Source organism: Microbacterium halotolerans, from assembly GCF_003569805.1.
Taxonomy (GTDB): Bacteria; Actinomycetota; Actinomycetes; order Actinomycetales; family Microbacteriaceae; genus Microbacterium; species Microbacterium halotolerans.
In genome coordinates this window covers 178,650-191,691 of the sequence record NZ_KZ984054.1, presented here as the reverse complement: position 1 = coordinate 191,691, position 13,042 = coordinate 178,650, and the positions used below count along the sequence as shown (strand labels likewise).

General features: G+C 68.7%; 11 protein-coding genes. 1 reads left to right on the top strand and 10 read right to left on the bottom strand.

Features of this window, described 5'->3' with window-relative positions:
• Positions 1–19 precede the first annotated feature (19 nt).
• The 5 genes from ligA to DZG09_RS14545 form a co-directional block, all read right to left on the bottom strand.
• Entirely contained in the window at positions 20–2,389 is a 2,370-nt protein-coding gene (gene ligA, locus DZG09_RS14565) for an NAD-dependent DNA ligase LigA (protein WP_119698563.1), read from the bottom strand.
• Between the two features lie 123 nt (positions 2,390–2,512).
• Positions 2,513–3,616: a tRNA 2-thiouridine(34) synthase MnmA gene (mnmA, locus tag DZG09_RS14560; protein ID WP_119698462.1), complete on the bottom strand. Its 1,104-nt coding sequence runs from the start codon at positions 3,614–3,616 to the stop codon at positions 2,513–2,515.
• Between the two features lie 57 nt (positions 3,617–3,673).
• Positions 3,674–4,963 carry a cysteine desulfurase family protein gene (locus DZG09_RS14555; RefSeq protein ID WP_119698461.1) on the bottom strand — a complete coding sequence of 430 codons (1,290 nt, stop codon included), beginning with the start codon at positions 4,961–4,963 and terminating at the stop codon, positions 3,674–3,676.
• A gap of 6 nt (positions 4,964–4,969) precedes the next feature.
• Positions 4,970–5,914: a tetratricopeptide repeat protein gene (locus DZG09_RS14550; RefSeq protein ID WP_119698460.1), complete on the bottom strand. Its 945-nt coding sequence runs from the start codon at positions 5,912–5,914 to the stop codon at positions 4,970–4,972.
• A gap of 42 nt (positions 5,915–5,956) precedes the next feature.
• A complete protein-coding gene (locus tag DZG09_RS14545) occupies positions 5,957–7,945 on the bottom strand; it encodes a DUF8094 domain-containing protein (protein ID WP_162893336.1) in 1,989 nt (662 codons plus the stop codon).
• A 227-nt stretch (positions 7,946–8,172) separates the two neighbouring features.
• Between DZG09_RS14545 and DZG09_RS14540 the strand changes: the two genes are divergently transcribed.
• Positions 8,173–9,222 (top strand): AI-2E family transporter, encoded by a 1,050-nt coding sequence (locus tag DZG09_RS14540; protein WP_119698458.1) that lies wholly within the window; start codon positions 8,173–8,175, stop codon positions 9,220–9,222.
• Between the two features lie 107 nt (positions 9,223–9,329).
• Here the strand turns inward: DZG09_RS14540 and DZG09_RS14535 are convergent, their stop codons facing one another.
• From DZG09_RS14535 to DZG09_RS14515, 5 genes are all read right to left on the bottom strand, one after another.
• Positions 9,330–10,025 carry an alpha/beta hydrolase gene (locus DZG09_RS14535; protein ID WP_119698562.1) on the bottom strand — a complete coding sequence of 232 codons (696 nt, stop codon included), beginning with the start codon at positions 10,023–10,025 and terminating at the stop codon, positions 9,330–9,332.
• Positions 10,026–10,182: 157 nt separating this feature from the next.
• The gene (locus DZG09_RS14530) at positions 10,183–10,485 is read right to left on the bottom strand and encodes a hypothetical protein (protein ID WP_420845911.1); all 303 of its coding nucleotides are present in this window, start codon (positions 10,483–10,485) and stop codon (positions 10,183–10,185) included.
• A gap of 6 nt (positions 10,486–10,491) precedes the next feature.
• Complete coding sequence (locus DZG09_RS14525) at positions 10,492–11,211, bottom strand: aggregation-promoting factor C-terminal-like domain-containing protein (protein WP_240424063.1); 720 nt, start codon at positions 11,209–11,211, stop codon at positions 10,492–10,494.
• Between the two features lie 169 nt (positions 11,212–11,380).
• Complete coding sequence (locus tag DZG09_RS14520; protein ID WP_119698457.1) at positions 11,381–11,980, bottom strand: DivIVA domain-containing protein; 600 nt, start codon at positions 11,978–11,980, stop codon at positions 11,381–11,383.
• Positions 11,981–12,031: 51 nt separating this feature from the next.
• A complete protein-coding gene (locus DZG09_RS14515; protein ID WP_119698456.1) occupies positions 12,032–13,042 on the bottom strand; it encodes a phosphatidate cytidylyltransferase in 1,011 nt (336 codons plus the stop codon).

The following is a 13,042-nucleotide window of genomic DNA, read 5'->3' as shown; positions in this document are numbered from 1 at the left end:
GCTACCGGCAAATTCTCAGTTAAGCGAGCCTTTCGGGGCCGTCCGTTACGAGAATGTGGAACTGCGCGGAGTCGAGTACCGGAATTCCGAGAGACTCCGCTTTCGCGAGCTTCGAGCCGGCGCCCGGGCCCGCCGCGACGAAGTCGGTCTTCTTGCTCACACTCGAAGCGGCCTTGCCGCCGGCGCGCGTGATCGCCTCCTGCGCGCCCTCACGGCTGTAGCCCTCCAACGAACCCGTCGCAACCACGGTGACGCCGTCGAGTACTCCCCCTTCGGCCACGGCGGCGCCCGGCCCCGGATGGTCCGGGATCTCGAAACGCACGCCAGCGGCGACCCAGCGGTTCACGATGCTGACGTGCCAGTCGACGTCGAACCAGGCCAGCAGGGAGTCCGCGATGATCGGACCGACGCCCTCAACAGCCGCAAGCTCGTCGCGGTCGGCCGATCGGATGGCATCGAGCGATCCGAAATACCCTGCGAGCGCACGTGCGGCGACGGGTCCGACGTGCCGGATGTTCAACGAGACCAGCAGCCGCCACAGATCCTTCGTTCTGGCCTTGTCGAGCTCTTCGAGCAGCTTCACCGCCTGCGCCGACGGGTGCACGAGCTCGTGGTCTTTGCGGATGCCCGCTCTGCGCCGTTCAGCGGGCGCGGCATCCTCCCAGCCCGGCGGGTAGACCCGCTCGATGCGCTGGAACGGCGAGCGGCGCACCGGCTCGCCGGCCTCGTCCGTTCTGCTCTCCCCCGTCTCCGGATCGGTGACGACGACCTCGAGCGGGACGATCTCGTCGAGAGTGAGGTCGAACAGCCCCTCTTCAGTCGACAGCACCGGCGGCAGATCCTCGCCCGTCTGCGCGTTGTGCGCCGGCTGCGTGAGTGCGGCCGCAGTGACCTCGCCGAGAGCTTCGATGTCGAGCGCTCCACGGGAGCCGATGTGTTCGACGCGGCCTCTCACCTGAGCAGGGCAGGTGCGCGCATTGGAACAGCGCAGATCGATGTCACCCTCTTTCATCGGCCGCAGCTCCGCGCCGCACTCCGGGCATGCACTGGGCATCACGAAGGCGCGCTCCGAGCCGTCGCGGGCCTCGGCGACCGGGCCGAGCACTTCGGGAATCACGTCGCCGGCCTTGCGCAGCACGACGAGGTCGCCGATGAGCACGCCCTTGTGCACGACGACCTCCTGATTGTGCAGCGTCGCCTGACGCACGACCGATCCGGCGACGAGCTTCGGCTCCATCACCGCGTACGGCGTCGCCCTGCCCGTGCGGCCGACACCGACCCTGATGTCGATGAGACGCGTCTGCACCTCCTCCGGCGGGTACTTGTAGGCGATCGCCCAGCGCGGCGCTCGGCTCGTCTCGGCCAGCTCCGCATGCAGCGCCAGCTCGTCGACCTTCACGACGACGCCGTCGAGCTCGTGCGCGACGGACGCTCTGTTCTCGCCATACTGGTGCACGAACTCGGCGAGTTCCTCGTCGGTGCGGATCACGCGCGAGTGCGGGCTGGTGGGCAGCCCCCACTCGGCCAGCAGATCGTACACCTCACTCTGTGCGTCCACGGGCGGGTCGGGCCACGCTCCGATGCCGTGCACGTACAGCCGCAGCGACTTCAGCCTGGCCTCGCCGGCTTCCCGCTCGAGGCCCTCCTTCTCGTCGAGCTGCTGACGCAGCCCTCCGCTGGCGGCGTTGCGTGGGTTCGCGAACGCGGGGAACCGCCGCTCGGCCGACTTGCGCCGTGCTTCCTCATCGAACGGCTTCTTCGTCGCGCTGCGCACCCGTTCCCACTTCTGCTTCGACTCGGCGTAGGCGCGCTCGCGCAGCTCTGCCTGGAGCGCATTGAGCCTCTCGAAGGCCTCGACGGGGATGAACACCTCGCCTCGAACCTCCACGAGCGCCGGATGGCCTTCGCCTGCAAGCCGCTCCGGGATGTCGGCGAGGCGCAGCGCGTTGTGGGTGACCAGTTCGCCCACCCTGCCGTCGCCGCGTGTGGCGGCGGAGGTGAGCAGGCCGTACTCGTAGCGCAGGTTGATGGCGAGGCCGTCGATCTTCAGCTCCGTGAGCCACGCGACCTCGCGCCCGGCTGCCTCTCGCGTCTTGCCGCACCAATCGCGCAGCTCATCGAGCGAGAACACGTTGTCGAGGCTGAGCATGCGCTCGGCGTGCTCGATGGTGTCGAGATCGGTCTCACCGGCCGCTCCGACCTGCAGAGTCGGCGAGTCGCGGCCCTGCAGCTGCGGGAAGACCTTCTCGAGCTCCTCGAGCCTGTGCATCCAACCGTCGTAGGTCGCGTCGTCTACAGGCGCTGCGTCGCGCCCGTAGTACGATTCCCGCGCCTCGACGATGCGGTCCGTGAGTTCCCGCACCTCGTCGCGCGCGGCGTCGATGGTCATCTCATCAGCTGCGTCTGCCACGTGATCAGTCTACGAAGGGGCACCGACGTTCAGGAGCAGGCCCGCTCGTCTCTCCCCGGTGCGACGCCCCTCAGCGACGACCGCACGACGCCGGTGCGCGGGTCAGACCGGGGCTGGCACGGCGGAGACGGTGCGGTCGATCGTGCACTGACCGATCACGCGGGTGCCGTCGTAGAGCACGGCCGTCTGGCCGGGGGCGACGCCGGTGAGCGGCTCTTCGACGTCGACGATCATCTCGCCGTCCGCGACGCGGGCGACGGCGGGCACCGGATCAGCGTGGGCGCGCACCTGCACGTCGCATGCGAAAGGCTCATCCGACTGCGCGGGTTCGGTGCCCGCCCAGGTGTACCTTTCGCCGGCGAGGGAAACGACCGCAAGAGCCTCCTTGGGGCCGACGACGACCTGGTTCGACACCGGCTTGACCTCGAGCACGAACCGCGGCTTGCCGTCGGAGGCCGGCACGCCGAGCTTCAGCCCTCGGCGCTGACCGACGGTGAACGAGTGGGCGCCGTCGTGCGAGCCGACGACGCTGCCTGAGCGGTCGACGATGTCGCCCTGCTCCTCGCCCACCTTCTCGGCGAGCCACCCCTTCGTGTCGCCATCGGGGATGAAGCAGATGTCGTAGCTGTCGGGCTTCTGGGCGACGGCGAGCCCACGGCGCTCCGCCTCTGCGCGCACCAGCTGCTTCGACGGCGTCTCACCGAGCGGGAACATGCAGTGCGCGAGCTGCTCGGCCGTGAGCACACCGAGCACGTAGGACTGATCCTTCGCCTCCTCGCTGGAGCGGTGCAGCTCGAGACCGCGCTCGCCGTCGACGAGCGTGGCGTAGTGCCCCGTGCAGACGGCGTCGAAGCCGAGCTCGATGCCGCGCTCGAGCAGGGCGGCGAACTTGATCTTCTCGTTGCAGCGCATGCACGGGTTCGGGGTGCGGCCTGCACGGTACTCGTCGACGAAGTCGGCGATCACGTCGTCGCGGAAGCGCTCGGAGAAGTCCCATACGTAGAAAGGGATGCCGAGCTTGTCCGACACTCGTCGTGCGTCCAATGAGTCCTCGATCGTGCAGCAGCCGCGACTCCCTGCGCGCAGCGTACCGCCGGCGCGGGAGAGCGCGAGGTGCACGCCGACGACCTCGTGCCCTGCTTCGACGGCGCGCGCGGCGGCCACTGCGGAGTCCACTCCCCCGCTCATCGCCGCAAGAACACGCATGCTTCCAGGGTACGCGCCGCTGGCGGCCGCGGCCTCAGCGCGCGGTCAGGTCCTATCTCAGCGCGCGGCCAGACGACGGTATGACACGGGAAGCGCCCCCGCGAGCGCGTCGACGTCCTCCGCGGTCGTGGTGCGGCCGAGGCTGATCCGCAGCACCTGGCTCGCCTCCGTCTGGGAGTAGCCGAGCGCCATGACCACGTGCGACGGCTCGGCGACACCTGCTTGGCACGCCGACCCGGTCGACACGGAGATGCCGCGCTGGTCGAGCAGGAACAGCAGCGACTCGCCTCCGGCGCCCGGCAGGTGCAGGTGGATCGTGCCCGGCAGACGGTGTTCCGGATCGCCGAGCACGACGGCTTCGGGGATGTCGCGCCTCAGTGCAGACAGGAAGCGCTCGCGCAGCTCGCCGAGGCGCATGGCTTCTGCCTCGCGCTCGAGTTCGGCGAGCTCGGCGGCGCGGGCCAGTGCGACCGCTCCTGCGATGTCCTGGGTTCCTGCGCGCAGACCGCGCTGCTGGCCGCCGCCGTGCAGGAGCGGCTCGACGGTCGCCGTGCGCGAGACGACCAGCGCGCCCGTGCCGACCGGGGCGCCGATCTTGTGACCCGAGACGCTGAGGGCGACGAGCCCCGTCCCCGGCGAGGCGTCGCCGCGCCATCCGGAGAATTCCACACCGACGTGGCCGAACGCGGCGACGGCGTCGAGGTGCAGCGGAACGCCCGCGTCCGCAGCGGCGCGTGACAGACCAGCCGCGTCGTTGACCGTGCCCGTTTCGTTGCCTGCGACGAGTGCGGTCGCCACGGCGGCGCGGGCGCTGCCGGAGCGCATCTGGCCGGACCCCCGCGGCGATGCGGGCGCTGCATCCTTCGCCGCGTCCCGGCGTGTTGTCGCCGATGCCCGCATTGTCGACTCGACATCCGGCCCCGTGTGCTCTGCCAGCGCGGCCATGAACGCTTCCACGGGGATCCGCCCCGCGGCGTCCAACGACACCGGTGTCACTGAGGACCCCTCGTGCGAGGCGAGCCACCCCACGGTGTCGAGCGTCGCATGGTGCTCGCCGTCCGGCAGCACGATCCGCTCCGCACTCGTCGCCCGCGAGCGCCACAGCCCCTGCAGAGCAAGCCCGATCGACTCGGTTCCTCCGCTGGTGAGCACGACCTCGATCGGCTCGCATCCCAGGACGGCGGCAAGGCGTTCGCGGGCATCCTCCAGCACACGGCGCGCCTGCTGGCCCGCACCGTGGATCGACGACGCGTTGCCCACCAGCTGCTGCGTCTCGAGCCACGCATCGCGCACCTCAGGCCGCAGCGGCGTCGTCGCGGCGTGATCGAGGTAGACGGGCGCGCTCATCCGGTCTCAGAACAGCAGGCTGGTCAACCGCGTGCGGGCCTTAACCACGCGAGGGTCTGCGGCGCCCATGACGCCGAACAGCTCGACGAGTCGCTGCTGCACCGGCGCCCTCGATTCCGTGTCGAGAACGGCGAACAGCTCGAGCAGCCGGTCGAACGCGTCCTCGACGTGACCGCCGGCGACGTCGAGGTCCGCCACGGTGAGCTGCGCGTCCACGTCCGTCGGCGCGTCTGCCGCCGCCTGCCTCGCCTGCTGCAGATCGACGTCCTGCACGCGAGCGAGCAGCTTCACCTGCCCGAGCCCTGCCTGCGCATCCTCATCGCGCGGGTTCTCCTTGAGCGCCTGCTCATATGCCGTGACCGCCCTGGCGTAGTCGCCGGCCTCGATCGCAGCGAACGCCTCGGCGTGCAGCGGCGGCAACGGCTTCTCCTCGGGCTCCTCGGCCCGATCCTCGCCCTCCGCCGACGCATCGACCGTTCCGGTGATGCCGTTCTGCGCCGCCACCTGCAGCAGCTGGTCGAACACCTGGCGAACCTGCTGCTCCGGGATGGCGCCGTTGAACAGCGGCGCCGGCTGGCCGCCGAGGAGGGCGACCACCATCGGAATCGACTGTGCGCCGAAAGCCTGCTTCAGCTGCGGGTTCTGGTCGATGTCGACCTTCACCAGCACGACGCGACCGGCGAGCTCGCGCACGACCTTCTCGATCACGGGGCTGAGCTGCTTGCACGGCTCGCACCACTCCGCCCAGAGGTCGACCACCACGGGCACAGTGCGCGACAGCTCGAGGATCTCGTTGAACGTCGCGTCGGTGACGTCTCGCACGAGCGCACTCGACGCGCTCGCACCCTGCTCGCCCGCCGGGGGCACGGCTGGTGCGTTCTGGCGGTTCTTCAGCGACGACAGGTCGACAGCGCCGCGAAGCGCGCCGGCGTCAGGGGGAACATTCGACATCAGTGGGTCTCCGTCGGTTTCTCTATCGTGCGGTGGCAGATGCTACTCGTCCTCGTCGTCATTCTCCGCCTCGAGGATCTCGGCGCCGCGAATCGACGACGAGCTCCCGAGCAGCCGGATGGGCTCTTCCGAACCCTGCGACGGGACGTAGAAGAACAGCTGGTCGAGGTAGCGGGTGCGCACACCTCCCGCTGAGGTCTCCTCGCCCGTGAACGCCTGGAGCACGGGGTCGTCCTCGAATCGGATCACGGCATCGGCATCGGTCGGTTTGACCGTCTCCTCCTCGACGACCGAGACGCCGACGATGGCGCCGCTGTGCAGCGTCATGAGCGCGAACGGGTCGCTGGAGCCCGCCTTCTGCCCGAAGCTGAGCGTGCCCGTGTCCTTGCCCGTCTCGTTGAAGTTGCTCAGCGTCTTCTTGCGCTTCTGCGTCACCTCGGCGAGGAAGCCGTCGTTCTCGATGTCGAAGAGCTCGGCGTATTCGCTCTTCTCACCGTCCTTGAGGACGCTCGCGTACGCCGCGGCGACTTCCTCAGGCGCCAGCTGCAGGAACGACGAATCCGGCGGAACGAGAGCGGCGCCCTGGTACGGCGGGGCGAGATCGGGGACCTCTGCGGACGGGCGCAGCTGCGACACGTACGTCGCCTTGTAGCTGTGCCACGGGTCCTCCTGGCGGAGCGTGATGATCGTCGGTGCGACCGTCTCGTCCTCGGCGTCCTCGACGACGGTAAGCACGGTCCGCGGCCAGCCGTCGAATGCCTGCGGAAGCAGGATGGCGATCGGCTCGGCGGGGATCTGCGGCAGCGAGCTGTAGTCGTCGATGTCCCCCCGGAGCGAGTAGTTGACCTTGCGGATCTCGAGCGCGGTGCCGGCGAGCCGCTTCGCGGCGAGGCTCGCGTCGTTCTTCTCGTCGGCCTCGGCCACCTTCTCCGACAGGTCGGCGATGATGCGATCGGCCTGCGTCTCGGTGATCGCAGGCTGCTGTGCTGCCTCAGTGTCGGCTGCCTCCTCCGTCGCGCTCGGCGACGGCGTGGGGCCGGCGGCGGGGACGTCGGCGGTGCATCCGGCCATCAGAGCGACGGACAGCCCGAGCACCGGCAGCGCGAGACGCGCCCTGCGCCGCAGCGACCACCACGGCGACGCCTCGCGCCGCGCCGTGCCCCGCTCGGTGCCTGTCTCGTCCGGCTCTGCAGCACCCGGATCGGTGCCGGCCGATGCGCCCCGACCGTCATCCGGACCGTCGTCGTTCCGGCTGTCATCGCGCGGTTCGGCGTCGGAGGCAGCATCCGCTTCGCCTGTCGGCTCCGGCTGCGCTTCGTCGAGCTCTCCGGCGACGTGTCGGTCGCGCGCGATCGCGATCGCGCCGGTGAGGGGCACCGGCTGTCCCTTGCGTCGCGGTCCACGCGAGCGCCGCGAGTGCACGACGGCGAGGATGTACAGCAGCAGACCGATCACGAGCACGCCGATGCCCGCTCCGATGAACCACGGCGCGGACGGTGTGCTGTTGTCGATGGGCCATGTGACCTCGATGGTCGCAGGCGCCGGCTCCGTGCCGTCCGAGGCGATGAGCACGCTGAGCTCCATGCCATCGGGGAAGGAGAAGTTCTCCTCCATCGTTCCGTCGGCTGTGAACGACTCGAGCCACAGGTCGGACCCCGCAGGATTGCGCCCCTCCGGCTCCCCCTCGAGCTCGACGGTCGGCTCGGCCGTAGCGACATCGATGTCGCCGCCGTCTGCGGTCGCGTGGGTGAAGCGCTGGTCGCCCAGCCAGCCGAGCACATCGGTCGTACGCGCATAGGTGGCGAAGATCGGACCGTCGCTGGAGATCGTCAGCGTTCCGCTCTCACCCGGCAGCGCCTCCGGCAGAGCTTCGAAGACGTCGGAATCGATCACCGTGAACGGCAGATCCTCTTCTGAAGACACCTTGATGGTCTCGGAGTCCGGCCCGAGGAACACGGTGCGCTGGGCAACGCCCATCGCGACAAGACCGGCGGCGATCACGAACGCCACCACAGCCCAAACGAAACGCACAGCACCACTCCCTCGGCGGCGAAGCGGCGCGGAGGGCGCCCGTCATTCGCTCGCGGTTGTCGAGAACTCAACAGCCCAGGTTACCGGGTCCGCCCCTGAGCGATGCCACAGAAGAGTCGGATGTCGCTTCCGCCCATGGTGAGCGGCGAGTGGCGCGGCACCGCGCCATCCGGGCCCTTTCATCGTATTGTGAGAGCGCACGAGTCGCGCGCCCAGCGAGGAGAACGATGAAGATCCACAACCCGTTCCGCGTTGCGCTGGTCGCAACCCTCGGAGTCGGGCTCGGCATCATGCTGATCCAGAGCCTCGCGGAGCTGTCGACGATCCTGCTCTATGTCGGAACGGCGCTGTTCATCTCGCTCGGCCTCGACCCTGTCGTGTCGTGGCTGTCGAGGCGCAGAATGCCGCGTTGGCTCGCCGTCGTCATCACGGTCGTCGGAGCCCTGGCCGTGTTCGGCGGCATCATCATGATCGTGCTTCCGACGCTGATCGAGCAGATCAGCCAGCTGGTGCGGCGGGTCACCTTCCTCGTCAACAGCGGGTCGTGGCAGACCGATGTGGTCACATGGCTCGAGACGACGTTCCCGACGCTGCAGGTCGACGAGCTGTTCTCGCGCGTGAACGGCTGGCTCCTCGACAACATCGACACGATCAGTGAGGGCGTGCTCGGCCTCACGATCGGTGTCGCTCAGGGGCTGTTCGGCGCGTTCATCGTGCTGATCCTCACGATCTACTTCACGGCGTCGACACCGACGCTGAAAGCCGCCGTGTACAAGATCGTGCCGGCTTCGAAGCGCGAGGGCTTCGTCGGACTGGGCGATCAGATCACCGACTCGGTCGGCTACTACGTGATGGGGCAGGTCACTCTCGGGCTGATCAACGGTGTGCTGAGCATGATCTTCCTGAACATCATCGATGCGCCGTTCCCCGCGGTTCTCGCTGTTCTCGCCTTCCTGGGGTCGCTGATCCCCCTCGTCGGTTCGATCACCGCCTCGACGATCATCGTGCTCGTGTGCCTGATCCCCGGCACGGGTTCGCTCACGACCGCGATCATCGCTGCCGTCTACTACCTCATCTACATGCAGGTCGAGGCATACGTGATCTCACCGCGCGTGATGAGCAGGGCCGTGTCCGTGCCGGGCGGCGTCGTGGTTGTCGCCGCCCTCTCCGGCGGCGCGCTGCTCGGACTGCTCGGCGCGCTGATCGCCATCCCGATCGCCGCGAGCATCCTGATCATCTATCGGCAGGTGCTGATCCCCAAGATGAACGAACGCTGACCAGCGGTCCGGGAGCGCCGCCCTGGCCGCGCTCTCGTCAGTCGCCGGGCTCCCGGCCCGACTCCCTCCTCGGCCTTGCCATGCCAGCGCCCCCCGAACTGCTGGGGCTATCCCGTGTCAGGCAGTTCGGTGGGCAGCGGCAGCGCCTTCGGGTTGACGAGGCCGACGATCTCGGTGAGCACGCGGTAGGTCTGCTTCTCCCCCACCCAGAGGTGCTTGCCGCCCTCGACCGGGACGAGCCGGATCCCGGGCGCTGCGGCGAAGCGCTGTGCCGCCGCGTCGGGGCGCAGGAAATCGTCGAACTCCGGGATCAGCGCGACGATGGGCCGCTCGTCACCGTTCCACGCGGCGAGGTCGCCCTCCGTCGCACGGTGCAGAGGCGGAGAGAGCAGGACCATACCCCGGATGTCGTGGCCGCGGCCGTACTTGAGCGCGAGCTCGGTGCCGAAGGACCATCCGACGATCCATGGGTTCGGCAGTCCGCGCTCCGCGACGAACGCCATGGCCGCAGCGACGTCCGCCTCTTCGGCGATGCCGTCGCCGAACTCGCCATCGCTGGTGCCCCGCGGTGACGAGGTGCCTCGAGTGTTGAATCGCAGCACGGCGAGGTCGGCGAGCGCGGGCAGGCGTGCCGCCGCCTTGCGGATGATGTGCGAGTCCATGAAGCCGCCGGCCGTCGGCAGCGGATGCAGCGTCACCAGCGTTGCGACGGGGTCGCGGTCGGCGGGAAGCGACAACTCGCCGACCAGCTCGAGGCCGTCATCGGTGCGAAGAGTGATCTCCTCGCGTCTGGCGGGCAGCATCACTGCCCCGCGGATGTCTGCCACGCGGTGCTCCAAGGTCGAAAACTGAACCGAACCAGTCTACGACCCTCGCCGAGCGTGCCCTTTGCGGTCGAACCAGCCGCCATGGCGTGCGCACACAAGTGCCCCGCTCGAACACAAGAGGCACGTTCGCGGGCTAGGAGATGCGCCAGCAGTGAGTATGCCAGTGGCGGCGCCCGCTCAGGTCGGCCTGCGGGCCCATGATGCCGTCCTCGCGCCACACCACGACGTGGGCGACGCCGGGGTCGACGGTTCCCGAGCACCCTGGACAGGTGTACTGCTTGACGGCGCGCTGGCCTGAGACGGGCTGCACGCTGAACTCACGGCCGCGGCGCGTCTCCGTTCGCCGAAAGCCCGACAGCATCCTGTCGAGGCTCTCGCGCGACTGCTCCTCGCGTCGCTGCCGCTGCTCGGCGCGCTGACGCCGGGAACGACCCACGAGGGGTCACCACCAGTGGTTGGAGGTCCAGAAGGCGTACGCACTCGCCCAGCTGCCGTAGCGCTGGATAGCGTAGCCGTTCGCCCACCGCAGGTTGTCGACCGGGTTGTAGCCGCTGCCCGGAACCTTGCTGCACGGGTACGCCTGGATGATGCCGCATGCCCCGGATGACGGGTTCGTGGCGTTGGGGTTCCAGCCGCTCTCGCGGTTGGCGATGTAGTCGACGTAGCCCCAGTCGGACTCGGCGATGCCCGCCGCCGTCAGCCACTCCTCTTTCGAGCCACCGCCGCTGTAGAACGGCGTGGGCGTCGAGGTGCTGGTCGTGCTGCCGCTGGACCCTTCCTCCTCCGGCTCAGGTTCGGGGGTCGGTTCCGGCTTGGGCTTGGGCTTGACGTACACCTCGTACTGGCTGCCCTCAAGAGCAAGCGGCTCCACGTTCTCATCCGCCGCATAGACCTGAGCCTCTGCGAGGGAGTCCTGGAACGCCGACGGCGTCTCGAGGGATGTCGATGCCTCGGCGGGCTCGGAGAACGCTCCGAGGCTCGGCATCACGAACGCCGCGACGAGTCCGAGGGCACCGACGCCCGCGAGCGCGACGCTGACGGTGCGCTTGGCCGACCACCTGGTCTTCGTCGGTCGTTCGATCAGACCTGCATCCTGAATGAGGACACGGGTCTCGCGGCGCGAAAGCGTGGTCTTCGGAGTCTGAGAAGTGTCGGGAGTCACAGTGGGCCCCACTGTACCAGGAACGTTACGCTCCCGTGACATTCAACTCGGATCTCTCCGAATCGTGTCGCAAGGGCGGCGCTGCCAGCGCCTGTCGTTCTTCGCGAACGCCTTCACGATGTCGTAGGCACCCACGAGACCTCAATGCGCTCGCGCAGCTCCGGGCGAATCAGCGGACGGCGAGGATGATGCGGACGACGGCGTCGAGCAGCGCGTCGACCTGCTCCTCGCGGTAGCCGCGCCTGACCATGCGGAACGCCGCCTGACGCACCTGATCAGCTTCTAGCGGGGCGCCGGAGCGCAGGAACTCCACCACGCGGTCGGAGACCACGTCGACCTCCGCCGGGGCGTAGCCGTACGAGAACATGCCGACACGGGCGAACCGGTGCCGCGCGGGACGTGCGAGGTGGTCGAGGATCTCCTGCGCCTCGTCCTTCGCGCGGTCCACCCAGACGTTCGCGCCCGCGGTGTCGAGCGCGATGCGGCGCTCGCGCGCGGCGAACGCTTCCTCGATGCGTCCGAGCGCCTGATCGACAGCCTCCACCCGGAAGCCGCGCTTGACGAGAGAGAAGCCCGCCTCTCTCACATTCTCCGCGGTGAGGGAGCGGTCGTCGCTTTCGAAGGCTGCACGTGCTCTGGCGAGAAACGCATCGACCTGCTCGCGGTCATAGCCGCGTTCACGCCCCTCCGCCAGCGGGAACGGGAGCTTCTTGCGCCCATCGGGCTGCTCGTGCTGGCTGCCCTGATCGATGATCGCGGTCTCACTCATGTCCGGTCCTCGGGTGTGGTGGGTAGAGGGGCAAGTCTACGACGTGCCGGATCACAGCACGCCGAGCGGCGTCAGCGCGTGGTACAGCGCGAATGCCGCCGCGGCCGAGAGCAGGATGCTGTCGAGTCGATCGAGCACTCCCCCGTGCCCGGGGATCCAGTCGCTCATGTCCTTGATGCCGAGGTCGCGCTTCAGCATCGACTCGCCGAGATCCCCCACCGTCGCCGTCGCCAACAGCACGACGCCGATGATCGTGCCCGACCACCACGGCAGCCCGAGCAGGAACTGAGCGAGCAGGGCGCCGGCGACGACAGAGGCCACCGCCGCGCCGGCGAAGCCCTCCCACGTCTTGTTCGGGCTGATCCGGGGAGCCATCTTGTGCTTGCCGAACATGAGCCCTGAGGCATATGCGCCCGTGTCGGCGACGATCACGATGACGATGAACGTCATGATCCAGAACTCGCCGCGCTCTTCCCGGAGCAGGGCGAGGGCGAGGCTTGCCAGCAGCGGCACGTAGACGGCGATGAATCCGCTCGTCAGGACGTCGCGCATGACATCGCCAGCCGGGCGACCGTCACGGGCGATCATCTGCGCGCAGAGACGCCACACCACGATCACCGCGATGGCGAGGAAGATCGCCGTCCAGTGCACCCAGGCGTCGAGGAAATATGCCGGCAGCAGGATGAACATGACGGCCGCGAGCTGCGGTACGACGTCGACGCGCCTGCCGCCCTGCTGGAACGCCCGGACCAGCTCCAGCACGCCCACGCCCGCGCCGAGCACGGCGATGATGACGAACAGCGCCTTCACGAAGATGAGCGAGCACAGCACCACCACGCCGATGACGATCGCCGAACCGATTGCGAGGAACAGATCGCGCCCGGTGCGCTCCTTGATCCGCTCGTTCGCCTGGTCGAACTGCTCCTTGGCATGTTCGATCTGATCGCGCGCGTGTTCCATCCGGTCGCGCGCCTGTTCGAAGGGCGCGCCGTGTGCACGGTGAGAGGAGTCATCGCGCTCCTCGCGCGACGACTCCTCTCCCTCGCCGGGCACCTGCGACAT

What these genes read in the sequence shown, in the direction of transcription:
- DZG09_RS14520 (WP_119698457.1), bottom strand. Translation starts at nt 11,980, where the DNA reads ATGAGTGAGACCGCGATCATCGATCAGGGCAGCCAGCACGAGCAGCCC.
- mnmA (WP_119698462.1), bottom strand. Translation starts at nt 3,616, where the DNA reads ATGCGTGTTCTTGCGGCGATGAGCGGGGGAGTGGACTCCGCAGTGGCC.
- DZG09_RS14535 (WP_119698562.1), bottom strand. Translation starts at nt 10,025, where the DNA reads ATGCTGCCCGCCAGACGCGAGGAGATCACTCTTCGCACCGATGACGGC.
- DZG09_RS14550 (WP_119698460.1), bottom strand. Translation starts at nt 5,914, where the DNA reads ATGTCGAATGTTCCCCCTGACGCCGGCGCGCTTCGCGGCGCTGTCGAC.
- DZG09_RS14515 (WP_119698456.1), bottom strand. Translation starts at nt 13,042, where the DNA reads ATGTCGCAGGTGCCCGGCGAGGGAGAGGAGTCGTCGCGCGAGGAGCGC.
- ligA (WP_119698563.1), bottom strand. Translation starts at nt 2,389, where the DNA reads ATGACCATCGACGCCGCGCGCGACGAGGTGCGGGAACTCACGGACCGC.
- DZG09_RS14555 (WP_119698461.1), bottom strand. Translation starts at nt 4,963, where the DNA reads ATGAGCGCGCCCGTCTACCTCGATCACGCCGCGACGACGCCGCTGCGG.
- DZG09_RS14540 (WP_119698458.1), top strand. Translation starts at nt 8,173, where the DNA reads ATGAAGATCCACAACCCGTTCCGCGTTGCGCTGGTCGCAACCCTCGGA.